Source organism: Bacteroides clarus YIT 12056 (genome assembly GCF_900129655.1).
Lineage (GTDB): Bacteria > Bacteroidota > Bacteroidia > Bacteroidales > Bacteroidaceae > Bacteroides > Bacteroides clarus.
In genome coordinates, this window is record NZ_FQWK01000010.1 from 1 (window position 1) to 23,258 (window position 23,258).

The following is a 23,258-nucleotide window of genomic DNA, read 5'->3' on the forward strand; positions in this document are numbered from 1 at the left end:
TAAACGTCCCGCCCTGGAACTCCCATGTTTCTACCTTACCATCCGAATTGATGAACGACACCTTCAGCCCTACATTCCTAAGTTCTTGCGGGACTTGGGCGATGGCGCTTTCCAGACTGTACTTGTTGCTTCCGTCGATTCCCGAAGTCGGATGCTGGACGGAAACATTATATTCCGTAATGGTACCAGTCATTGTATCTACTACGTCCTCACAAAATGAGCCTACTCTTGCAGAAGTATTAGCGCCGTCCTCAACTTCATTTTTTATTTGAGTTGCCCTTTGTCTTAATGTATTAAAATTCTCTTTCATAATTATTCACCCAAAATTCTACATGTTATACGGTTTGCGGCCAGTCCCCCATTTCCTCTATATAGTGGAAAAGATTCTCTATTATCATTCAAATAGCGTACACACTCTTTTAAATATTGGTCGGCCATAGAAAAAGCATCATTATAAGCCATAAGCTTCTCTTTAAAATCAGAATGGGACGAATATTCGTTACCCTTATTCATAAATCCGAAACGGGTAACATTACCATCCCCATTCTTCACCATACGGGCATAAGTATAATAAGCTAATGCGGTTTTTAGACCCACAAAAAAGCGTTTTCCACCACATTTTGCATTATAAGAACCGCCATTGAGTAATTCACTATAATTATCCGGGTGGTCTTTCACGTCTAAAAACAAAGTATCACCTAAAGCCGATTTCAAATCAATATTCTCCGATTCTCGAATATATGTTTCTATCTTTTCCGTATCGATATGTACCGACATCGTACGGGCCAACTTAGACACTTCATCTGTTGTTATTAGATACGGTTGCATTTCTTACATATTTAAGCGGTTGTACACTAAAGTCATTAGAAGGATTGACTGGCTCATACCAATGCGCAAAAATCTTTTGAAAAGCACGTTCAATCATTCGCTGTTGTTTTGATACAATAGAGTTATAATACTCAAAAGCATCCTCCAATATCTCACCGGAAAAACCCACCTTACCAATACGAATACAATACCAAGGTTCCTGCCCAAAAGCGGAATAAACACGCTCTACCACACTAGCATCGGTAACTGTAAAATCTTTATCATAGTTCTTGGGACTGATATCTAAAAACTCCGGCTTTTCTTCATCAGATTCCAATATTGTTTCTAAGATTTTATTGGCATTAGTGTCTCCTTGTAACTGTTCAAAAGTCTCAGAGAATCCGGTATCTTCTGTTTGATTATCATCTTTAATTTGATTTCCATTTTCATCAATGCGAACTGATGCAGAACCTTTTTTAGTGATAAGCATTCCAGAAGGCATGAAATTACAGCGTACATTACGGTACTTCACATTGGCTAATCCTTCATCCGTACTCATTTCCGTAATCACCCGGTCAGCCCTTCCGACAGGATACACAAATTTTCCTGTGTTACTAATCCATAATATCTGTCCTTTATAGTTTTCAATTCCTCCTGCAGCACGAATCTGTGCATACACCACTTCTTTACAAGGATTAAAAACATCGATGAACTCTACATTCTCCTGTACAACCTTAATAGCCTTACCCTTACGAGTTTTCTTTCCTGTCCAATCCGGATGAACCGCAATCTTTGCAATATATCCGGTTTCATCTTCTTCTAATAAACGGCAATTCTCAAAGGGGACATGCTGTATCTCTACTATATCAGCAAACATATTATAGTTTACATGTATTGCTATCCCATCATAATCCGCAACATCCCTACAAACAAGAGCATGAATATCATCTGCCGTATCCCCACGACGGTTAACTACATATTCAGAAAAAGCAACCTCACGGAAACCGTTTCCTTCTATAAAATTGGCATAACGTTCCGCACATTCACTGCCCGTTGAACTCGCTGCAATGATATTTCTTAAATGTTGGGGATATAGGTTATCATCACCATAGCTTTGAATGCCAAGATTACGTAAGTATCCCGTATCAACACGCCTATTACTTTTCTTCTTTAAATCATTTACATTCATTGTTCCGTGAGGTCATTTTTATTCTACCATTTCTCTGGCTACTCCATTGTCCGCCGCTTCTTGTTCTGGTTCAAGAAGGGATTGGGCTTTTTTTATATGAGCATCCAATAACTTAACAGTCACTTTTTTCCCGTCTACTTGATAAGTTTTAAACGCTTCTTTCACTATTTTGACAGTAGCACCTTCCACTTGGAAAGCTTTCACTAATTCTAAAACTAAAGTCTCATCCAAAGCCGTAACCGGATTCTTGCGTTTTTCAACCCTTTCCTCCCAATCAGAAGGCGTTAAAGCAAAAAACACTATCCCTTTAGGATTTCCCGCAAGAAATCTTTCTGCCGCTTCATCAGTTAGATTATCATTGGTATACATTTCACCACTCCCAAAGCCAGCCTGGAGTAAGACACCATTTTTCAATGCATAATTTGATTTTTCTTTCATCTTTCCGTATTTTTTTAAATATGAATACATCTCAATCACAGCATCACGATAGCAATCACTACATGAAGTTCTAATAAAAGTTCGTCCGAAGACTTCATGATATATTACTTCAATGTCTGATTTATCAGAAGAAGAGAGGGGGAGTTTACCCCCCAACTCTTTCAATTTATCAACCACTTCTAAAACTGTCATACCTCTACTCTGCCGGTTCGGCCGTTAAAGTATTAATAGCAGTTTTAGTAGCTTCATAACTTGTTTTATACAAGAATAAAGCTGACTTTGGAGCTTTCTGTTCTTCGAGTGTTACAGTCCATCCGCCTTCTGTATCTTCACTATACTTATTGTTTTCAATAGTAGTAGCTGTAAGACCTTGATAATATCCAAAAACCTGAAAAGCGGCATCGCCCGGATTTGCTTCTTTTTGTAACCCCTTATATTTATTTTCCAACACTACAACGTAAGAACCGTTAGCCAAGCCGTCAATAATATCTGCACAAACATCCGGATCATTAGCTAGAATCACAAGTACAAGAGTGTTTGTGAATGAATTGCGATATGTACCAGTAGCCAAAGCTGTGGTAGTTCCTGTAAATGGAGCCTTTCCTGGTACAATAACTTTATATGCTTTCTTTCCCGTCTTCATGGCTAATGTTTCAATCACATTCTTACGGGTAGAATTGAATAGCGTTGCAGCAAAGTCTACATCTGCACGATTCATTATCACACCTTCCTGCTCCAAACCTTGTACAACTGGATCATCACAAGACGGAGAAATATCTTTCTTCAAAATATCATCGCATACTCCCATAAATACCTCCTTTCCTAATATGCAACTTGTATCAGATTATCCTCGCCAATCATAGAACCAAGTTTACCTGTAGAATAGATATAATTCTTACGGGATTTTCTTTCAAACCAGATATCAAGGTCTGACATAGGGTTATCACCTTCACAGCCGTACATCAGATTCTCCGGAGAACACAGAACAGCACGATGGGGAAGATTCAATTTGGTTTTATCATTCTGATATGCTTGGATAAATCGATCCCAAATTGAGCATTTTACAACTGTAACACCGTCATACTCCCCTACTTCAAGTCCGTCAAAAATAACTTCCCAAGGCATAATAACCTTATATTTTTCTCTCACGTCACGAGATAAAGAATCACACAATGATTTCGTAGCAAAAATTGCATGTCCGGACTTTTGGAAAATACGACTATCCGCATCTTCAAGCATTGCATCAAATATGGAAGTTGCAGCACCCAATTCTTTCATTTTGGATTTTTGCAAAGCATAAGATGCTTCAGCATTGGCTGATATGACAGTATGCTGGCCAGCATTAGCTGTACATATAGCAAACAAACGTTTAAAGAAACCGTCACATGTTTTAAACAATTCAACATTCAAACCATCTGTAATTTGCCCTGAACCTTCAACATTGGCAGCATCCTTATCTCCAAACCAGGTAAAGCGCCACAACATTTTCATCATTGCTTCCGTTAGCTTCGGAAGGACGATTCCATCCATATACTCAGTAGAAGTAAGGTCCGCAATATTAGTACCGGTTTTTAGGCAATATTTAGCAATAGTGTTTTCCAAATCCTCATAACACATTTCCAATGGAACTTGCCAATCACCAATTTCCCAAACCTTTTGGGCTGCAGCAATAGCCACCTTTTGATATGTAGGATCACATCCAGAGCCTGCGATACCCACATCCTCCATTTCACCAATAAAACCAACTTTCTTACCATTGGTCACTTTAGGCATGAACGTCATAAAACGCTCCATATCCTCATTCTGAAAGACTGTCAATTCAATCAAGTCTTTCAAATCCTTCACCGCCTGATTGTCCGGTGTCAATTTTGAAAAATCCAAAATAGGCATACTCAAATCTCCTTTCTTTACTTTTTAGCTCGCTTTTCTCTTTCTTCTCTCAACTTCCTCTGAATAGGTGTTTCCTCTGCATTTACCTGAGAATCAACAGTTGTCTTAAAAGTCTGGGCACGTAAGGAAACCCTGTAGGTTGAGCAATGCTTCGCCAACCAATTTTCCCCACCTGCCATCTTTACAGCATTCAGAATCTTATTGTCCTCAACTGTACGGGCGTTAACTTTCAAAGCCGCATTTTCCGCTTCAAGTTCTTCAATGCGGGCCTTCAAAGCCTCAATCTCCTCATCACCACTTTCTTCCTCCTGATCTTTAATCTCCGTAATTACTCCATCGGTTACGATGATAGTCTTCCCATCAGGCATAACATGTTCACCATCAGGAGACGCGGCATCCCCAACTTGCGGTTCTCCCTCTTCACGTTCCACCGTCAGTATATTACCTTCGGCGTCTGTCAACTCCATAGATATTACTGGAATATCCTCAATCTTTTGATAGCCACATTTGGCAAGCAACTTATCAATGATAGATTGCTTCACTGTCACTTGTTTTTCTTTGTTCATTTTTTTACTATTAAGTTTATAATCGATTCCTTTTGCTGTAGTTGGGACAAGAACAGCAGATATAAATCCTAATTGTTTTGCAACTTCTCCACCAAACCATGTTTCTTTATTCATTTGAGTTTCCAATACATTTGGCTCTGTCCCTGTCCTTTCAACATAGACAGCCAACATCTTAGCTTTTTCCGTTTCCAAACTTGATTTAAGGGTTTCTATCGTTTCAAGGTCTAAGACATCGTCATACTTTGCCAAATATGGTTTGTGAATGAGAAACTTTGCATGAGGATAAGCCTTTCTGCGTTCCAACGGTGCAGACAGTAGAATAATTGTCGCCATAGAAGCACATCTTCCAACGACAGTACAAGAAATTTCCTTACCCGATGCACGTAATGCATCATAAATCGCATACCCCTCAACTGTATCACCACCGCATGAATGTATTTCAATATCAATTGTAGGGTCAGCCGGGTCAAGCCATGAAAGAAAATATTGAATATCTGGAAACGAAAGCCCTTCATCTCCGGTCAAATACCAACTCTCCAGCTTATCTCTATCAGCTACAATGTCCTTATTAATGTATAATTTTGCCATATCACATAATTGTTTGTAACAAAGGTAGAAAACAGGATACGGCTTGAAGAATATAAGGAGTTCATTCCACTGACACGCTCTGTCAGTAACTTTTAGCAATAACAAGAACAGTTCTGATAGAATTAAAAGACATACATTTATAGATTGAAATATGAAAATTCCCCCATTCTTACCTTGCATTTCCAAAATCAAGGCAAAAATAGGGGAATACCTCTGTTTCAGCTTATAAATATCAATAAGACTAATTCACTTTTCTATTTTCAAATAGTCTTTTGTTTCTATATTACTTTATTTCCCAAAATCGATACCCAGAAGCTTCATTATAAAAGGAGCTATATCCGTTTGTTTCATAACTGGTAATTCCTTTTTCTCAATCCCGCATCCAAATGCTACTAATGTCGTAGGGTCAATACCTGATAGATAGCCATGCTTACCTCCAAATTTCTCTATAACATCCGCTCCGGTACGAGCAGTAGCAACAGCTACTCCTTTTACGGGCTCCAACGCAAACGCCACTTCTGGGTCACACCCTACCTTGCCTAATTCTTCTTTTTCTACTATACGGAATAATGCTTGGGTCGTATCTGGTAATGAAGTCAGTTTTTTGCGAATTTTATTCAAAGTAGTTTGATCATTCTTGTCTTTTAGATAAAGAAACATCATAGCTCCTGCTCCATGAAAGCAAGCTTTCCACTCTCCTCCGGGTTTTTCACTCAACAAACCTTCTTGCACTAACCATACGTTCGGAACAATACTTCTACTATAGTTCACAAAGCCGTGGTCACCGCATACAATTACGGTAGTATTGTATAATAACTTATTCCGTTCCAAATTCTCCAGAATCAACCCTACAGCATGGTCGGCACTTCCTACTGTTGCACTCACTCTGTCAGACCTCAATCCTGTAGCATGTTGGGCATAGTCAGTAGTAATCAGATGTATTGTCATTAGATTGGGTTTATAGGTATTCATAATATAATTGGCCATTGCGGCAGTGCGAGCATCTCTATCCATAGAACCAGCACTAAAGTTTTTATGGTTTAATTTTCCAGTGGCTTCCCGTTCCAACTCATCTAAAAAGCCTTTCGGAGTACAGTAGGGCTTGATGTATTCCAATTGATTGGCAACGGGCTTTACCGACCAAAATTCAGGTACATTATAATGAATGGATTTTGCTCCTACAGATACAGGCCAAAAAAGAGAGGCTACGATCAACCCGTTTTGGTTTGCAGAATCCCAGATTGTAGTTGCTTTGATAGAGTCTGCATACCAATAGCTTACATTTCCTGGTCTGTTCTCTGTAAAAGGAGAGTTATAATAGATACGATGTTGAACAGGTTCTACTCCTGTCACAATAGTTATGTGTGAAGGGTATGTAGCTGTCGGAGTAATTCCTTTGATACGTTCCACAAACAATCCATCCCTCTTCATTCTTTTTAAGTTGGGTGAAGGCATTGTACTATCTGTTACCATTTCAGATCTCATTCCATCAATGGTAATAAGAATGACGTGTTTAGAACGGTCGGCAGCAGTCACGGTGCCTATTAAACAACTACATAAAAACATTAAAATATTTCTTTTCAGTTTCATCGTTTGATTAGTTAAAGAAAGGAGCCACATATTCTGAAGATTTATTTTGTACGATAACACGATTCATATTGTATTTAATAACTACTGTTTTAGTATCCTTATTCATTTCGAAGGCATCCATCTCCTGATTTAAAGGAATAAAGGGAGGGATTTGAGCGGTTGTATAATTGGCAGCTGACGGAGTGTTTGCAGCTTCTGTTTCACATATCGGCAGCCGAATTCCTAAATCAGCTACCCGCCGTCCTTCTGCTATGAATATCTCCTGACGCATAAGATAAAGTATTTCCAGTAAATTATCCACTGTGGTTGGATTATCTATCATCGCTTCTGTGACAGAAGTTCCTGAAATGTAAGGAATAGAAATTAAATTGGGCATTTGACGATCAAGTACTAACCCACTTCTTAGTTCATCTTCAGCCGAAGCAGCTACTTTGTATTCGGAACTGTTGGGATATTCTTTGTATCCTCCGTTATAACGTCCTTCTAATTGGTCGTTAATATCGGTTTCTACCGGACGTTTTTTTACAAGTGCCAACAATTCCTTCAAAATACTTTTTGCTCCATTAAGATCATTATCAGCTAAAGCTGCTTCGGCCAAAATCAGATAAGCTTCTTCCGCTTTAGCTATACAGATAGGACGTGCTTCAGTTGCGCTGTTTTTCTGAAAATATTTCGGATCAAGAAAATCAAGTCGAGGCAACGGCTGAAAGTTTGTTCCGTAGATATATCCTTGTATAGAACTTTCTACACCGTTATCTCCATCATATTCAATCTGCTCTACAAAGTCCTTGGACAAGGCTAACGCATTATTTGAATATTGCACAGCATTTGTTTTGTCTCCTAACCTATAATAAGAGCGGGCTATCACTGTATTTATGAATGCTTTTTTACCAGCATCATTAGTATAGTTCAAAGCCTCTGTAAAGGTGAAAATCGCTAGATTCAAATTTTCCTGCCAACTTTTTACCTCTCCTCCGTTTTCAACAGGAAGCGCAAGAAAATACTCTCCTGCCAGTAAATAAGAAAAACCTTTTATATAATAAAGGTTGAAACGCTGAGCATCTGTAGTAGTCGCATCAGCTGCAGCCACCACTTCTAACCCCTGAATAGCGGTTTCACGTAATGTACCAATATGGCGTTGCAAGTTTGTGACATCCACATCTGTGTATAAGATTGTAGGGAAATCAAAAACTTTGTTGCTTTGGCTGTAATTATTGAAGTAATTATCAGATAGTATTTCTATGAGTTCCACATACGTACCTATAATGGTGGCAAATGAACGATTGGCTCCATTTACCCAAGTACTCATTGCATTTGGAGTCTGCAAGAACGTCTTTTCGTCCACGTTAGGATTGATAATATCATTGGGCTGCAACAGCTCGCATGATGCGCATGATAAGGCTAAAGCCCCTAAGAGAATATAGTTTTTTATCTTCATTTTTATTATTTCATTAAGAGTTGGACATTTTTAGAAAGAGATACGAATAGAACCTACATATTGCCGAGGAGTGGAGTATGAAGAATAATTTAGTCCACCTACGGCTACTGCACCTTGAGAACGGGCTCCTGCCAAAGCTGCTTCAGGATCTACAGAAGAAGCCGTAAAGGCAAACGGGTTATAGACATTAAAACCAAAATTGATGTTCTTCAAATACTTTTCAGGCTTATAGTCATAGGAAATCCCAATATTCCTAATTTTCACAAAATCCGATTTTTCTACGAAAAAGTTTGTAAAATTTAACCAATTGGCACCTTGATCTAATCCTTCCAAAGCTTTTTCCGGTATTGCACCGTCTTTTAATCCTTTGGAGAAACGGAATTGACGGTCAAACGAATGTACGTATGCTCCGTATTGATAATCACCGTTAATCATCAAAGACAGATTTTTATAGCTTGCAGAAAGAGAGAAGTTTCCATATCCGGTAGGGAGTGTGGACCCTAAATTCTGTAAAGGAAGAATTTCTTTTAATGAGTTATCCGAATTCAGTACAGCTTTGTAACCGCGGATGAAACCTACCGGCTGTCCTTCAGCTACTACAGTTTGCACTGTTCTTGACGAGAAACCACCAATAGCAAATGGTACTGCATTACCGATACTCAGAACCTTGTTATGGTTGGTGTTGTATGATGCATTCAAGCGAACATTCCAGTCTTTAGTATCTACCAGTTGCAATCCTACACTCAATTCAATACCTTTGTTCTCAATTTCCCCTACATTAGACAGATAGTTGGCCGACTGTCCAGATGAGGGAAGAGACGGAATACTGAAAAGGGCATCTTTAGTCAAAGCATAATAATAAGTAAAGCCAAGATTTAAAATACGATTAAAAAGAACCGCATTAAAACCCGCTTCATAAGAATGTTTCTTTTCTGGAGCCAAATCCGGGTTTCCATATTTACCGAAAGAAGCGGCTTGTTGTCCTTGAAATGAATTGAAAGCTACTGTGCGTTGATATTCAAAGGCTGGCGGATAGCTACCTGCCACACCATAGTTTGCCAAGATACGTACATTGTTAATAAAATTACTTTCTTTCAGACTTTGCATGAAGGGTTCTTCGGAAAGTACATAGGAAATTCCCACTTTCGGATAATACTGCCAACCTACATTGTCACCAAAAGCTGTGTTGTAATCCGAACGTAGTCCCAGATCTATGTAATAACGATCTAAAAAGCCGATATTCTCCTGGATAAAATAGCCATAGTTATATAGATAACTCAGCCATTCATTGGAAGTCAATGTTCCTGCCCCTGCTACAATTTGCGCACCATCTCGCACATTGGTACCATTATAAACAGATTGGTGGTCGTATGTGCTAAAAAATTGGAAACCAGCTGTAGAAATCAGACTGAAGATGTCCCTATAACGATATCTGTGTTGTCCATTTATATCGATAGTCAAACCAAAGTAATTACGGTCAAAATTAGAAATACTTCCCGCGTCTGACGTACCTTCTGGCTTTTGCTGGGTATGTATCAGATATTCATTGGTAATGATGTTCTTATTATTATTCAGACGATAATCCACTCCTAGTATACCTTTAAAGGTGAGGTTGGTTAACGGGGCATAACTTAAAGACTGTGAAGTTTGGAAACGTTTCACAGATTCCCGGTTATTCTGTAATGCTTCAGCTGTGTTTACAAAAGATTTCATTTGGGCAAAAGCATAATCATCCAAGGCATCCAAATCGGCTCCATAGTTTACTTGCTTGCCTTCGGTATTTGTATATTTAAAATTAGTTGCGGCTGCACCTTCCGTAAACCACAATCCTGTATATCCACCTTGGTTACCGTTACGGCTACGGGCAAAGTCCTGTATCACCATACCAAATGAATTCTGATACTCAAGAACTTTGTTGAATTTCACTCTTGAGCCGAAACGTAGGTCATACTTACGGTCTTCGTTCCCATTCTTTATCAGGGTACCGGTACTGTTGCTCATGTTCGCTCCAAAACTATAGCCATATTTTTCAGTTCCACCATCAAAGCCAATACGGTATTTTTGAGTAAATCCTATTTGATGCAACAATTCTTTTGTACGTTTAAAATGATAAAATTGTGAAGAAGCCACATCCGCCTCTAACTGGGTTTCAGCAAAAAAAGAAATCTTTTGCTCTGTTCCCTTTTTAGTAAAAATCTGGATGACCCCGTTGGCAGCATCTGAACCGTAAAGTGTAGTAGCTGCACCGCCTGTTACATATTCTATGTGGTCAATGTTTTCCATAGGAATATCACCTATAGAGCCAGTCACGGCACTGTTACCGCTTAAAGAGTTATTTAAAGTGGCTCCCGTATTCATATTATCCACACGTACGCCATCTACATAAATTACTGGAGTAGAATTAGAATAGGCAGATGACAGACCTCTTGATTTAACTAATGAAGTGGCGCCAGCTTGACCACTGGCCATCGTAATTTGCACATTAGGTAGGGAGTTCTGCAATATCTGATCGATTCGCCCTTGCTTCATACGTTCCAGTTCTTTACTGTTGACTGTCGTTACATTCGATGATAAACGCCGTTTCTGTACTTCTGCACCTTGCCCAGTTACTACAACCTCATCCAGTTTGAAATTGTCTTGGTCAAGCTCTACTTTAATGTTGTCATCCAGGTTTACAGCTAGCAGCTGAGTTTCATATCCTATATAGGACACTTTCAATTTAGATCCCTGGACAGCCGTTATCTGAAATTCGCCATCCATGTTAGTAACCGTTCCAATCGAAGGATTATCGCTTAGTACCAATGTTACTCCTGGCAATCTTTCCTGTGTTTTCTTGTCAAAAATAACACCTTTCATTTTAACCGTAACCACTTTTTTTGAGACCTCCTCATCGGATGTCAAGACGTAGCCCTTTTCTGCTTTTTTACGCTCTAATATTGTTTTCTGAGTAGCCATCATATAAGATGTGCTCAGCAAAACAGTCAAAACAATCAAAATACCTCTTCTCATTTTAGTACGTTAAGTAATTAATAAATTTGATTCAATAATATCTTTTACGTACTATTGACACAGAGTATGTTCAAAAGTGTATAACGGCTACATTTCTTTTGTATGTCAGTTTCATTTCAGCCATACTCACGTTATTTCTTTATGAAATGAAGGAACATTGACAACCCTGCCTCTATTCAACATGATTTCTAAGATAATATTTCAGTAGCTTCAAAGATTGCGTATAGTAACATTTGACTGTGTTTATCGGTATATTCAATTCATCCGCTATTTCTTGATTGTTCAATCCCCTATATATTTTCAACAGGCAAATCTCCCGTTTGCAACTTGGCAGTTGCTTTACAGCCCAACGTAAATAGCCGAACTTCCTTTCTTCTTCAAGTTTTTCTTGTAAGCCATCATCAATAATATTATTCTGTTCAGTTCCTTTCATATCCTCTCTTGCGATTATATCATTCGTATCCCGAATCATATTTAACAAATAATTTTTCGTCATAGTATAAAGATAATTTCTCAAGTGTACTTTAATATGGCAAGTGGAGTGTACTTCCCACAGGTGCAAGAAAACCTGCTGAACGACATCTTCTGCGAGATTCCTATCTTGCAAATACCTGTACGACAGACCATAAAGCATCGAAGAATACTTATTGTAAAGCTGTGTAAAAGCATCTTGATTACCTTGTTTTAGTAGTGAAAACAAATATTCATCCTCATAAGTAACCTTTGTCATTATCATAACCTGGGTGTATTAAAATAGATTGCAAATCTATAGAGCAATTAAAACATACCTGATTACAAGAAAATTACATTTTAGTTACAAACTATATATACAAATTTGTTTTCAACATTTTTATTTTTAGCAAGAAAAAACACCTGGCATTTATATCCTAATTAGGGTTGAACACAGAATTAAAAAAATAATTCACAATGAAACCTCAGATATTAACTGTAGTTGAAAATTTATCAATGATTCGATAAATTGTCCTTTCTGCAATATTATACTCATCAGATAAATATTGCATGATATAAGTTTTTTTATGTCCTTCCTGTGATAAGCGAACATAATCTTGATATACGGGAATATATTTCACATCCCCAACATCAAGAGAAACACCATCCATTGCTTGGAGGATGTTCCTATTCAGAATTAATAACTCATACGCATTCATACACTACCAAGATTCTCGACATACTTTACTCTATCTGCAACAGAAGTAAATTCCTCTACGGACAATACCGGTGGCGGAGCCATCATCATACCTCTTGCAACAGCTTTTGCAAGCATATCCTCACCCGTTGCCTGATTGGATGAGGTTGTTACGTTGATAGGAATACCACCACCCATTTGGTTAAAGGCCGATAATAACGGCGCAAACATAGAAGTCGCAGCGGCTGTCATTACACTTTCACCATTGGATAACATTGCCGGTATAGAGTCACTTGTGCCCGAACCCGGGCCTACTACTGAACCACCCTGTGCAAATTTAGCACTTTTTACCGTAGAAATGGCAGCCGCAATGTTAGAAAGTATAGTAGCTATACCACTTGCCATTGTACCAAGTCCAACGACTCCCTTACCAGCTTCAGCAGAAATCATTTTAGAAATGGCTTTACCAGTATTGATAGCAATTTCAGCAAGAGCCAAAGCCTTGCTTGCAATGGCAAAGTTACGGTCTTGATTGCCTATCTCATCTGTCAAAGCAATAAGTCCATTTGTAACAGTAGCCATAGCATCATATTTGGCTTGTTCAATAGCTATTTCTTTATCTGCAACATTTTTTTTTGCATCATTATATTCATTTTGAGCCTGAAGTTTACGCAAATTAAAAGCTTCTATACTTTCCCCCTCAAGTTGCTGCATAGCATTCAACTCTGCAAGCTTCTGTTCCATCTTAATACGGAGAATCTCCCGCTCATTACCATATGCTTGGGCTATCTCAGTTTCAAAGCGAAGTTTCATTGCATCCTCTTGCTTCTTAATTACAGCATTGTCATGCTGTTTTGATAAATCATCAATTTTCTTGTTATACTTCTCCACGATAGCAAGTTTCATCTGCTCTGTTAGCTCCTTCTGCTGGAGCTCTGCATCACGTTGGGCTACGAGTTGCTGCATCTTTAGTTGATACTCCTGCTCACTACCAGCCTTTACAGAATCAAGCTGCAAGGCGATAAGCTTCTGCCGATTTTCAATATCCTTTTTCAGTTCTTCATCAGAGAGCTTTTGTAAAGCAATAGTTTTCTGTTGCTCAAGAGAAAGAATCTGTTTTCCGATTTCATCTTTGGCACGAGGTGTCAAGTCCTTTTCGGTCTCCAAACGGATTTTCAAGTCTTCAATTTGCCGGCTGTACTCATATTCTATTTCTTGTGTCTGCTTTTCCCGGCTATCTTTAATGAGTTTTAGCATTTCATCTTCAGCCTTACGTATCTCTTGCAGCTCTTTCTTTTTGATTTTTAGAGCTTCGGCCACAGCTTTAGGGTCTACAATTGGCGTTTTCTTTTTATCGGCATCTCCAGTATATGAAGACACCAAGTTAATAGTCTCTTTCCTGGACTCCACAGCCGACAACTGTGCCATGCGATTATTCCATGAAGAAGCAATATCCTTGTTTATGACTGCATTGGAACGGTCTTTACCAATTCCTTGACGCCAGAATGAAGCATCCCGCAGTTCTTTATTGTATTTCTCATTGATGGCAACAGTTTCCTGCAAGTATTCTTCTTCCTGCTTCAGGGATAAGTTCAGCATCTGCAGTCTTTCTTCTTTGGCTTTTTTCATAGCTGCTTCCTCTGAAAGCCCCGCTTTCACATACCGAGCCCGTGCCGCCTCTATCTTGGCATATTCATCTCCGACATTAGCCTCTGCAACATTCTTTCCAAGCTCAACTGCCGCTTTTGTTTCCCGTTCCGTTATATCCTCTACCGATTCAAACAAAGTTCGTACATCTTTAATCAAAGAGGATAAAACGTCATTAACAAAAGTCTCAACCTTAGCCGTCATCTTTTCAAATGAGCTGCCGGTAGCATCAAAAAGCAAAGCGACCTCTTTCGTTAGCTCCGCTTGGGAAGCAAGCAAATCATCTTCCACTTTACCCAATTCCCCGGTCTTACCCTTGACTTCATCCAAATTCACAGAAATATCTTTCAAGGTGCGGATATATTGTAAGCCGGCATCTTCTCCCGGACCGCCAAAGATATCGGCTATTGCGGTTCCAACCACCGCACTGCTTTCCGGTAGTTCATCCAATTTGGCAGATACTTCCTGCATGATTTGAAAAGTAGTCTTTGCTCCTGTCTGCAAATCTTCCTGAACTTGTTTAGAGCTGATACCGATACCATCCAATGCACTGGCCGTTGATGTAGTCATTTCCCGAAGCCGGGTGTTCGCCTCTTTGATAGTATCAATTCCCTTATCAGAGAAAACACCCTGCTTATTGGTTTCTGCAACAATAGCAACAAACTGATCCGCAGATATACCAGCCTCTTTGAAGTACGCCGGATATTCTTTCAAAGCAGATAGAAACTCTCCATTTGCATCCGCCCCGGCAATGAAACCATCTTTGATTACTTTCAACGCTTCATCAGAAGATATGCCAAACTGCTTTTCTACGGAATTAATAGCAGTCAACATATCCCGGAAATCTTTACTGTAGTAATCAGCCAAAGCTTGTACTTCACTCCGATAGATTTTCAAGTCATCACCGGACTTATCCGTAAATTGCTTCGTTAATTTAGTAGCTTCCTTTATCCCCTTATTGTAGTCATACCACCATTTGAAAGCAAAGCTAACTCCAGCCACACCTGCGATACTCATAAATACCGGATTCTTCAATAATGCTTTTAGTGTTGAACCTAAAGCAGATGCTTCCACCTTCATATTGGAGAAAAATCCTTTCACTCCGTTTGAGTTCTGGGCGATGTTCAACAAGGAGTTTGCAAAGTCATTATTGATACCTACAAATCTTTTCAAAGTTTCCTCATAGTTGCCGACATTCCGATAGAAGCGTTGCGTGCCTTCTTCCGCTTCTTTCAATTCATCGGTAATAGCATTTATCTTATCTTGAATCTCTTTACCTCTGGCACTGTTACGTTCTGCACGGCTTAACCTGTCATAAGAAGCAGTCAGATTAGAAAGCTCTGCACGTAATCTAACCAAGCTACCTTCAAGCTCTGTTTGCTCCTTATATTCATTTTGAATGTGTTTATTCAAAACACGAATGGCATCTGTGTATTTTTGAGCGGCAACCTTATTTTCAGTTAATTTCAGATTATACTTTTCACGGCTGATACGCCCCGCCTTTAAATCCTCTTTAAGCGTTTTCTCAACTTGATGTAAAACATCCAACTGAGTACGATATTCTGCTATTTTTCGGATAGCATCGTCATATCTCACCCGGATATCCAGTACTCTTTCTTCTACATTTTCCATAGTTACACTTCCAATTGCAATAATTTACACTCACATATCCCCGTATCTTCTGCCTTTACAGATAATATAGCATAATATCTACCATATTGACCTAAATAAACAGGAATAGTCACATCTAACTCTTTCAACTCAATATCACTAATTTCAACCTTTTCGCTAATCACAATCGGATTACGAATAATTTTCTGGTATGATTCATAATTTCTGTTTACCAAAGTGTCCCACCTCAACCCTTCGAATGACGCTTTAGACTTTCCGTTATTATCCACCTCAACCAATAACCGTGGCTCTACACTATTCATTTTCCCAACAGTCTCACTACCGGAATATTCATACAATGGAATAGAAGCTCTGCCAAAAGACATATCAGTGGCGGCAAATGGAAGTTCAATAGCAGTACGTTCAACCTCAATTGTTTCATCTTTCACATACAAGGCACTATTATAATCACCCTTTACTGTATTATCTTCTTTCCATGTAAGTAAATTCTTTTGCGCAAAATCTTCAAGCGAGTAACTAATTTCTTGTGGTTTATTTTCTTTGAAAGGAGCAACCACTTTACGCGTCCAATCGTATGCCTTATTTCGATTCGATATAATATCATCCACAGAAAAAAAGCCCAAAGTAGTATCGTTAACGACGACTACAAATGTTCCGGATATTGCAGCAATCGTTTTAATAAAATCAACCTGCTTTATATCCGGCAGATTGGGTATTATGGGGTAATACCCATCGCTCCCCTGCCCCTCTACTATCGCTTCGTCAATATAGGGTGCTAAAGTAAGAGAAAAAGAATCTGTTCCCCAATTATTAACAAAATATCCCGTATCACGGAAAGCACAATAAATAATATCCCCCTCTGATAATGCAGATGTTTCATCCTCAAAATCAAAATACGCAGTCCAAGTCTGCCCACCTTTTCCTTGTAATTCAGAAGCATCAGCAGAAAACACTTCTTCAGCTCTCCCATCCATCACTTTATATACCACAAAAGCAGGATTTACCGGAACCGTACTAGCAAAATCAAAAAACATTCTTGCCGATATTCTAATCTTAGTACTTTCTTTGAGAATTTTTATTCCCGAATTACTGGTACCGGCATTGATTACCGCCAAAAAACTATTAGCATAGGCATCTTTCAATATTGCAGTCAAGTAATAGTCATATCTTACTCCGTTATTATATCTCGCAGCCAATCCAAATTGATTATTTACATCAAACCCTCGACCATGACGCGTCAATAATGGAACAATCAACTTGCTAATATATCTTTCCACAATATCATTTGAGAATAAAAAGCCAAGTTCATTATCAGCGGATATACGGTCTAATATCCAACGAACCCTTACACTGGGATGCACATAGTTTAAAGTATCAAAGCTTCTTATCCCCATATTCATATCAGAAACAATAAAGGAATTCCAATATTGATAATTACTGATTTCTCGCCTCCAAGTCATATAATAACCATTATCAACAAGTTCATTCAGAGATTTATTATTCTCTACGATACCTGCCAATACCGTTATATTTCCCCATGTAATGGCAATATCAATGGTATCAGAAACCGATAGGAGTACAGCCTTGGCATTTGAGATTATCTCTACTCCGTTACGGAAATATCTTGCTTGGTGGTATTTTCTTGGGTACCCAGTACTACATGAAGGCATATCAGCATGTTCTATGATACGTTGATTATGTACTGTTTTGGGTAGTTTTATCGTATAGCTATTATTACTGACAATTTTACCTAAATCAGAAAACAAATTGCTTTTAAGATTTAATGTGATTTTTGTATCCTCTCCCAAATCAACCTTTACACCATCAATAAATAATTCTTTTTTCATAAGATCTGTGATATTATTTCTGGTAACATTATCTCAATTTCAAAATCCTGTAGAGGTTTCCGTAGATGATTCACTGTTCCCGTTGCCAATCTTACAGGGAACCATTTCCCCTCATGATACAAATCAATTAAAGGAGATGTATGTAAAGTAGACAACATATCAAATGTGTCCTGATCTATAAGTGTAGCACAAGCCTTTATAGATTTCTGCATTTTCTTAGATTGACGTGATACCCCATAATAAGCATATTTGTTGTCCGAAAAAGTTTGATAGAGCAATTCACCATTTGTACTTACCTGCAATATATTGTCCCCAATCTGGAACAACCAATACTGATAAAAACCATGTCTATCTATCCAACGAAGATAAATACCACACTCTGAAGAATCTACTACCAACCTATTTATAACAGCCCCATCACCTATCGGAGTAAACGTATTATCAAACGTGTATTCAAATGTACTGGCAGGCAAATCCTCATCCAGACGAATTACCGCAAAATCTTTAGCTGACGGAACCAATCCTGCAACATTGATGTGATTTAATCCTGCGGATAAGTTTTTTGTAACATATCTATTTTGGTCATAACGAAAGCGAACAGTCGCTCCCTCAGCCACAAACAATGAGAAAGTAAAAGGAAACTTTCGGAACCATCTCACTACACGAGGTGCATTAAATACCTCACCAATATTAATTGCTCCCCAAATACTATCAGTAGTAAAACTAAAATTATCAACACTCGTAGAAACCGTTACCGACACTCGAATTGACTGTAACAATGAAGTATCAACAGAAAAGAAAGAACGCATATAACACGAAATATCAGCATATACTTTTCCTGAATAAGAACTCCTTACATCTGTATATTTTTTCCCATTGGCCGCAATGCTGATAGTCACTGTATTATTAGTTTGAACTGTTATCTCTTGTGGATTAAAACAGAAGCACACAGCATCAGGATACCATATCTGATGATTATTTTCAAATATTGCTGTTCGCATTGTTATTCAAATTTATATGTTGTACATCCTTTGAGAAAATACCAAATACACGATTCATTATATTTTGTATTGTTAGTTCAATATCTTTTGAATATATGTCCTCATGCTTTCCTGTCCGATATAGTTCAGTACCTTCTCGAGCTATTTTCCGAGCTACGAGGTATGCAAAAGACTTAGGCTTCTCTACTTGAATCCCCTTATCCATCATCCACTGCCGGATAATCTTATAAAATCCTTTAGGAACTTTCCCCGGTCTGCGTCCCGTTTCCAATACGCCGAAAGCCTGCCTACCAAACAAGAAGCCATGATTATCATCTACCACAACATGCAAGCTTTTGATAGTCCTTCCACTTGCACGCTGCCCAGCCCGTATATGATTCTCAATGATACGTTGCCGAAGACTGTCCAACTCCTCAATCAGAATACCTTTTATTTCTTTTCTCCTATCTTCCATAACTAACACATAGGTACTCCTTGAACCTCTTTAAGTTTCAATTCTATCATTATCCCAGTAACATTCACATCCAACTTATCGTAAAATATGGAGTAAGGTACTTCATCACTCACCCACTCAAACAGTCCGCTTTTATTCAGTTCTTTGATAAACTGTACGGCATATCCTTTGCACCTCTCAATAACCTTATCATTCTCCACCCCGTCGAAATCAAACCTTGTCTTATCTGCAAATGCTATCATACAGTTAGGGCAATCCTTCAACTGTGTTCTGGATATAACGAACTTACCGGATACAGGCAGTAAGTTAACCATAGCCGGTAATGGCATTTTATCCAACCGGACGTTAGCCGTCGCCCAGTTATCAAACAAATAGGTTATGTCTTTCAGCTTTTCTGCAACAGACGCTATTTTCCTCTCTACACTTGTGTTCATTTGTTATTATCTTGATAAATTTTACGTAATCTTCGTTCATATCTTATCTTCTCTGCATCCATATCAAGACATTTATACACTCTGACCCATGGAACACTTTCTACCTGCTCATGGTCAGTAATTCCCATACGGGTTGCATAATAGTCCACCAACCCAAACAAGCCAAATGATAACTGATCCACACCCGCACGTTTTTCCTCAGGAGTAGGCGCCACACTCGTTGTTTCAAACAGCTTGGTTATCCGTTCCACCTCTTTAGTAACCCATGAGGAAAAGCCCAAAACATCCTCTACCTCACATGCTTCTATTTGTTCAACCGATAACCCCAAAAGGACATGACATGGCATCATTATGCAATCAATATCGCTTGATATAGATTGCAGCCCCATAAGTTGCCCAATAGTGGCATCATTCAGATTATCCGGCAAACGAACTCCCGAAATGAAGTCCGGCTTTGGAAGCTTTCTTATCCGCTCCAACAGTTCAATAGCATTGCTTGCCACCTCACTTAATATCAAAAATTCTTTTACTGTCATATCTGTCCTAATTTTGCTTTTGGTCGTTTGGGAATTGGCTTGATACGGAAGAACATTGCCATTATCAGCATATCAAGATAATCCGGAGAATGACCAAGAATCTCTTTCATTTTCTCTTTACTGATTATTCCTTTCTTTCGGGTATCAGCATCTATATGGTCTTGCTTTAAAACTCCTAATTCTTCAATTATACGCTCTCTTTGGGCTTCCGTACATATAATCCTTATCTGTCGGTTATTTATCAGTTCTGCGAGCTTAAAAGCGCACTCTGATTTCAGATTGTCAAACTCCGGATTAATCGGGCGATTACCGCCATGAAATTCTTTGATACCATTCAGATAACTTTCAAGATAACTCCCCAGCCCATCGCTATCAACTATCATCATACTGCGTGGAATACTCCACTGTATCATCATGTTTTTAAGGTCTGCTTCAATGGATTTGCCCGTACTGTATTCCTGGTCTAATCTGATATAGCATACATTACCTATCCAATGCCCACTGACAAAACGGTCTCGGCCTTTCATGGCAAGGTCAGAAGAACCTGTTGATAAGCCTACCGGTTGTACATGCTCATTTACAAATAAATCACAAATGGCATCATAATCACAAAGTACTGCCGGATCATTATCATATTCCCAATTGCCGAAATACAAACGCTCTTTCGTTACTTTATCATTAGTATTTTTCAAAGTGTTTATATAGTCTTCTGTTGCAAATGGATTGTCTTGTACCAACGCCTGTACAAAAGCATAACCATCTTTTAACTTATGCTCTTTCCATGGTTTATAAAATTTATCGTATAACCAATTCTTTTTGGGATTACAAGTAATAAGAATTTTCCCTGGAACATTATAGACATCATTCAAGTGCCGCCCTATACGGGTCTGTAACACTTCAAAGGCCAATCTATTCACTTGACCCGCCTCTTCGATCCATCCACCCGTAAATTCCAAGGAGCCGAAACGTTCATACATCGGATCTTTATAGGGGTAATATGTCAAATCCAAAAAGATAATCTCACTCCCATTATCGAACTTGATACCGTCATTTGTCAAGTGATAATATGGATAGCCATGAGAGTTAGCCACTTTAACAAATGTCACCGCTATAGATGCTCGACTGTCTTTGAGATTATTTCGCCCCGCAAACCAACGAGTTTCGGGAAGATAATGGCAACATTGCATCAGCCATTCACAACCGAGCCATGACTTACCACCGCCACCGGCACCACCATAACATAAGAACTTCGTAACATCGTCACGAAGATAGTTATAGGCTAAACGCTGTTTTATGTTGACTCTCTCTCCCATCACTTCACACTCTCCGCTTCTTTGGTATATGGAAGAAATGAAAATGACTTAAACTCTTTCCCTGCATTCGTATGATCTACTTCCTGCTTATCCGCAAGCCCAAGTTTACGAGCAATGATATTCGCATTAAAAGCACCGACACATGCACCTTCAAACTGCTGCGTTTCGATTGTTTCTTCCACGCGTGCGATGACCTCTAAAAAATCTTCGTCATTCTTATTTTTACATTCCGTACGAAAGGTGCTCCACCATTTGGATGAAGCGCCTACGTAAATACAAAATCCGGTAAGGGAGTATGGACGGGAAGTCGGGGAAACTTCTTGTTGCACTTGCTGCTCATTAACAGTTTCCACTTTCTTCCCTTTCTTTCTTTTCACAGGAACTGTCTTTTGAACAGCTTTTTTGGAAAGCCAAGGATTTTCATCGCACCATTGGAAATACTCACATGCAGCTTCCCACAAAAGTTCCGGCGTGGAAAAGAGTTTATCTCTCCCATGCTTACTCCTTAACATCCAAAATTTATTTCCCGTTGGTGCTGCCATATCACTTCTTCATTCTGATTATTTCTCCACAATGGGGACATGCCATTTCAATATATTCGGTCTTCTCTTGCTCTAAGTTCTCTTCAATACGTTCCGTTTTCTTTTTGAAAGCCTCGTTCTCTTGACGTTCCATTTCCTGACTGAACTCCCGCTGTACTTCCTCTGCTTGCATATCTTCTGTTGCATAATCATCTGCCGGAGTAAAGTTTACATCAAATCCGAGTAACTGCTCTATTGGCTCAAAAAAGAAATCTTGCATATCTGCAGGGACATTCATAGTCCTAAGTTCACGTATCAGTTTATCTTCATCCCATGATGCAAACTCCGATGTCTTATTATCAGCAATACGATACTGGCGTGCCTTTTCTTCGTCCAAATCAGCGACTATACAAGGTACTTCCTTATATCCAAGATTTAAGAGAGCAAAGTATCGTGTATGGCCGACAATGATTTCAAGATTCTTATCTACTACAAGCGGTTGGTTAAAGCCAAACTTCTTGATTGATTCCTCTACCGGTTTGATAGCCTTGCTATTGTTCCGGGCATTATTCCAATATGGAATGATTTTATCTATTGCAATATTCTGTATATCCATAATCATAACTCTGCTGAATCTGTGTGATGAATAATTTCTTTAATGGCTTTGCTGTATTCGTAGTTCTTGAACATCTTAGCAAAGCCGGTGATGTGCTTAAGTTTTACAAGCTCTAATGGTTCCATGCCAAGCTTCTTACAAATGACTGCATCCGACTCTCCATTTTTAATCATGTTATAAATGATATTCGTCATGCCGTCAACAGAATGTTTACCACGTGCCCGGTTATGCCGGACCGTAGATGCCATACGGTCATTGACATCCTTATCAATAACCACAATGGGGAGACGACCACTATTCCGTCGGGCAATATCCTTGTACATACGTGCAATGAGGTTACGGTGAAAACCGTCTACAATAATATATTTTTGCTCTTCCTCGCTCCAAATCGTAACGATAGGCTGAGTATATCCATCTTCACGAATGGAAGTATAAAGCAACTGCATTTCCTGCTTTGCCACGGCATTAGGATTATAGTTGTTTGCCTTTACCATTTCCATTGGAACCCAAAGAACACGATCCACCGGGTTTACTTTCTCCGGGGACAAGGAAAATAGAAGTTGCCTCACTTCATTCAAAAAGTTTATTTTGTCCG

The 23,258-nt window shown here is 38.9% G+C and carries 22 protein-coding genes; all 22 read right to left on the reverse strand.

The window, feature by feature from the left end:
• Positions 1-310 (reverse strand): hypothetical protein (locus tag BUB52_RS14790; RefSeq protein ID WP_139259725.1); only part of this gene is annotated, 310 nt, incomplete at its 3' end.
• A 2-nt stretch (positions 311-312) separates the two neighbouring features.
• Positions 313-828 (reverse strand): DUF6712 family protein, encoded by a 516-nt coding sequence (locus tag BUB52_RS14795; RefSeq protein WP_009120398.1) that lies wholly within the window; start codon positions 826-828, stop codon positions 313-315.
• Complete coding sequence (locus tag BUB52_RS14800; protein WP_009120397.1) at positions 800-1,996, reverse strand: hypothetical protein; 1,197 nt, start codon at positions 1,994-1,996, stop codon at positions 800-802. The genes BUB52_RS14795 and BUB52_RS14800 overlap by 29 nt, the downstream gene beginning before the upstream one ends.
• Before the next feature lie 18 nt (positions 1,997-2,014).
• Positions 2,015-2,626: a hypothetical protein gene (locus BUB52_RS14805; RefSeq protein WP_009120396.1), complete on the reverse strand. Its 612-nt coding sequence runs from the start codon at positions 2,624-2,626 to the stop codon at positions 2,015-2,017.
• 4 nt (positions 2,627-2,630) lie between these two features.
• Positions 2,631-3,242, reverse strand: coding sequence for a hypothetical protein (locus tag BUB52_RS14810; RefSeq protein WP_009120395.1), 612 nt, complete (start codon positions 3,240-3,242; stop codon positions 2,631-2,633).
• A 14-nt stretch (positions 3,243-3,256) separates the two neighbouring features.
• Positions 3,257-4,324 (reverse strand): hypothetical protein, encoded by a 1,068-nt coding sequence (locus BUB52_RS14815; RefSeq protein ID WP_009120394.1) that lies wholly within the window; start codon positions 4,322-4,324, stop codon positions 3,257-3,259.
• A gap of 17 nt (positions 4,325-4,341) precedes the next feature.
• Entirely contained in the window at positions 4,342-5,478 is a 1,137-nt protein-coding gene (locus BUB52_RS14820) for a Clp protease ClpP (protein WP_157183384.1), read from the reverse strand.
• Between the two features lie 288 nt (positions 5,479-5,766).
• The gene (locus BUB52_RS14825; RefSeq protein WP_118047641.1) at positions 5,767-7,068 is read right to left on the reverse strand and encodes an alkaline phosphatase family protein; all 1,302 of its coding nucleotides are present in this window, start codon (positions 7,066-7,068) and stop codon (positions 5,767-5,769) included.
• Positions 7,069-7,075: 7 nt separating this feature from the next.
• Positions 7,076-8,506 carry a hypothetical protein gene (locus tag BUB52_RS14830; RefSeq protein ID WP_009120391.1) on the reverse strand — a complete coding sequence of 477 codons (1,431 nt, stop codon included), beginning with the start codon at positions 8,504-8,506 and terminating at the stop codon, positions 7,076-7,078.
• Positions 8,507-8,536: 30 nt separating this feature from the next.
• Positions 8,537-11,515 carry a TonB-dependent receptor domain-containing protein gene (locus BUB52_RS14835; RefSeq protein ID WP_039950141.1) on the reverse strand — a complete coding sequence of 993 codons (2,979 nt, stop codon included), beginning with the start codon at positions 11,513-11,515 and terminating at the stop codon, positions 8,537-8,539.
• Positions 11,516-11,687: 172 nt separating this feature from the next.
• Positions 11,688-12,251 (reverse strand): RNA polymerase sigma factor, encoded by a 564-nt coding sequence (locus BUB52_RS14840; protein WP_009120389.1) that lies wholly within the window; start codon positions 12,249-12,251, stop codon positions 11,688-11,690.
• Positions 12,252-12,450: 199 nt separating this feature from the next.
• The gene (locus BUB52_RS14845) at positions 12,451-12,684 is read right to left on the reverse strand and encodes a hypothetical protein (protein WP_009120388.1); all 234 of its coding nucleotides are present in this window, start codon (positions 12,682-12,684) and stop codon (positions 12,451-12,453) included.
• Positions 12,681-15,941 (reverse strand): phage tail tape measure protein, encoded by a 3,261-nt coding sequence (locus BUB52_RS14850; RefSeq protein ID WP_009120387.1) that lies wholly within the window; start codon positions 15,939-15,941, stop codon positions 12,681-12,683. The genes BUB52_RS14845 and BUB52_RS14850 overlap by 4 nt, the downstream gene beginning before the upstream one ends.
• Before the next feature lie 2 nt (positions 15,942-15,943).
• Positions 15,944-17,788, reverse strand: coding sequence for a hypothetical protein (locus BUB52_RS14855; RefSeq protein ID WP_009120386.1), 1,845 nt, complete (start codon positions 17,786-17,788; stop codon positions 15,944-15,946).
• Positions 17,785-18,789, reverse strand: a complete 1,005-nt coding sequence (locus tag BUB52_RS14860; RefSeq protein ID WP_009120385.1) for a hypothetical protein — start codon at positions 18,787-18,789, stop codon at positions 17,785-17,787. Before BUB52_RS14860 ends, BUB52_RS14855 begins: the two co-directional genes overlap by 4 nt.
• On the reverse strand, positions 18,770-19,243 hold the full coding sequence (locus BUB52_RS14865) for a hypothetical protein (protein ID WP_009120384.1): 474 nt from the start codon (positions 19,241-19,243) through the stop codon (positions 18,770-18,772). Before BUB52_RS14865 ends, BUB52_RS14860 begins: the two co-directional genes overlap by 20 nt.
• A gap of 2 nt (positions 19,244-19,245) precedes the next feature.
• Complete coding sequence (locus BUB52_RS14870; protein WP_009120383.1) at positions 19,246-19,677, reverse strand: hypothetical protein; 432 nt, start codon at positions 19,675-19,677, stop codon at positions 19,246-19,248.
• Positions 19,674-20,213 carry a hypothetical protein gene (locus BUB52_RS14875; protein WP_009120382.1) on the reverse strand — a complete coding sequence of 180 codons (540 nt, stop codon included), beginning with the start codon at positions 20,211-20,213 and terminating at the stop codon, positions 19,674-19,676. The genes BUB52_RS14870 and BUB52_RS14875 overlap by 4 nt, the downstream gene beginning before the upstream one ends.
• Positions 20,210-21,526 carry a phage terminase large subunit gene (locus tag BUB52_RS14880; protein WP_009120381.1) on the reverse strand — a complete coding sequence of 439 codons (1,317 nt, stop codon included), beginning with the start codon at positions 21,524-21,526 and terminating at the stop codon, positions 20,210-20,212. Before BUB52_RS14880 ends, BUB52_RS14875 begins: the two co-directional genes overlap by 4 nt.
• Positions 21,526-22,068 carry a DNA-packaging protein gene (locus BUB52_RS14885; RefSeq protein ID WP_009120380.1) on the reverse strand — a complete coding sequence of 181 codons (543 nt, stop codon included), beginning with the start codon at positions 22,066-22,068 and terminating at the stop codon, positions 21,526-21,528. Before BUB52_RS14885 ends, BUB52_RS14880 begins: the two co-directional genes overlap by 1 nt.
• Position 22,069: 1 nt before the next feature.
• Positions 22,070-22,663 (reverse strand): ParB N-terminal domain-containing protein, encoded by a 594-nt coding sequence (locus tag BUB52_RS14890; protein WP_157183383.1) that lies wholly within the window; start codon positions 22,661-22,663, stop codon positions 22,070-22,072.
• A 2-nt stretch (positions 22,664-22,665) separates the two neighbouring features.
• Entirely contained in the window at positions 22,666-23,163 is a 498-nt protein-coding gene (locus tag BUB52_RS14895; RefSeq protein ID WP_374937723.1) for an IbrB-like domain-containing protein, read from the reverse strand.
• Positions 23,164-23,258: the final 95 nt, after the last annotated feature.

What these genes read in the sequence shown, in the direction of transcription:
- BUB52_RS14795 (WP_009120398.1), bottom strand. Translation starts at nt 828, where the DNA reads ATGCAACCGTATCTAATAACAACAGATGAAGTGTCTAAGTTGGCCCGT.
- BUB52_RS14800 (WP_009120397.1), bottom strand. Translation starts at nt 1,996, where the DNA reads ATGAATGTAAATGATTTAAAGAAGAAAAGTAATAGGCGTGTTGATACG.
- BUB52_RS14805 (WP_009120396.1), bottom strand. Translation starts at nt 2,626, where the DNA reads ATGACAGTTTTAGAAGTGGTTGATAAATTGAAAGAGTTGGGGGGTAAA.
- BUB52_RS14810 (WP_009120395.1), bottom strand. Translation starts at nt 3,242, where the DNA reads ATGGGAGTATGCGATGATATTTTGAAGAAAGATATTTCTCCGTCTTGT.
- BUB52_RS14815 (WP_009120394.1), bottom strand. Translation starts at nt 4,324, where the DNA reads ATGCCTATTTTGGATTTTTCAAAATTGACACCGGACAATCAGGCGGTG.
- BUB52_RS14820 (WP_157183384.1), bottom strand. Translation starts at nt 5,478, where the DNA reads ATGGCAAAATTATACATTAATAAGGACATTGTAGCTGATAGAGATAAG.
- BUB52_RS14825 (WP_118047641.1), bottom strand. Translation starts at nt 7,068, where the DNA reads ATGAAACTGAAAAGAAATATTTTAATGTTTTTATGTAGTTGTTTAATA.
- BUB52_RS14830 (WP_009120391.1), bottom strand. Translation starts at nt 8,506, where the DNA reads ATGAAGATAAAAAACTATATTCTCTTAGGGGCTTTAGCCTTATCATGC.
- BUB52_RS14835 (WP_039950141.1), bottom strand. Translation starts at nt 11,515, where the DNA reads ATGAGAAGAGGTATTTTGATTGTTTTGACTGTTTTGCTGAGCACATCT.
- BUB52_RS14840 (WP_009120389.1), bottom strand. Translation starts at nt 12,251, where the DNA reads ATGATAATGACAAAGGTTACTTATGAGGATGAATATTTGTTTTCACTA.
- BUB52_RS14845 (WP_009120388.1), bottom strand. Translation starts at nt 12,684, where the DNA reads ATGAATGCGTATGAGTTATTAATTCTGAATAGGAACATCCTCCAAGCA.
- BUB52_RS14850 (WP_009120387.1), bottom strand. Translation starts at nt 15,941, where the DNA reads ATGGAAAATGTAGAAGAAAGAGTACTGGATATCCGGGTGAGATATGAC.
- BUB52_RS14855 (WP_009120386.1), bottom strand. Translation starts at nt 17,788, where the DNA reads ATGAAAAAAGAATTATTTATTGATGGTGTAAAGGTTGATTTGGGAGAG.
- BUB52_RS14860 (WP_009120385.1), bottom strand. Translation starts at nt 18,789, where the DNA reads ATGCGAACAGCAATATTTGAAAATAATCATCAGATATGGTATCCTGAT.
- BUB52_RS14865 (WP_009120384.1), bottom strand. Translation starts at nt 19,243, where the DNA reads ATGGAAGATAGGAGAAAAGAAATAAAAGGTATTCTGATTGAGGAGTTG.
- BUB52_RS14870 (WP_009120383.1), bottom strand. Translation starts at nt 19,677, where the DNA reads ATGAACACAAGTGTAGAGAGGAAAATAGCGTCTGTTGCAGAAAAGCTG.
- BUB52_RS14875 (WP_009120382.1), bottom strand. Translation starts at nt 20,213, where the DNA reads ATGACAGTAAAAGAATTTTTGATATTAAGTGAGGTGGCAAGCAATGCT.
- BUB52_RS14880 (WP_009120381.1), bottom strand. Translation starts at nt 21,526, where the DNA reads ATGGGAGAGAGAGTCAACATAAAACAGCGTTTAGCCTATAACTATCTT.
- BUB52_RS14885 (WP_009120380.1), bottom strand. Translation starts at nt 22,068, where the DNA reads ATGGCAGCACCAACGGGAAATAAATTTTGGATGTTAAGGAGTAAGCAT.
- BUB52_RS14890 (WP_157183383.1), bottom strand. Translation starts at nt 22,663, where the DNA reads ATGGATATACAGAATATTGCAATAGATAAAATCATTCCATATTGGAAT.
- BUB52_RS14895 (WP_374937723.1), bottom strand. Translation starts at nt 23,163, where the DNA reads ATGGAAATGGTAAAGGCAAACAACTATAATCCTAATGCCGTGGCAAAG.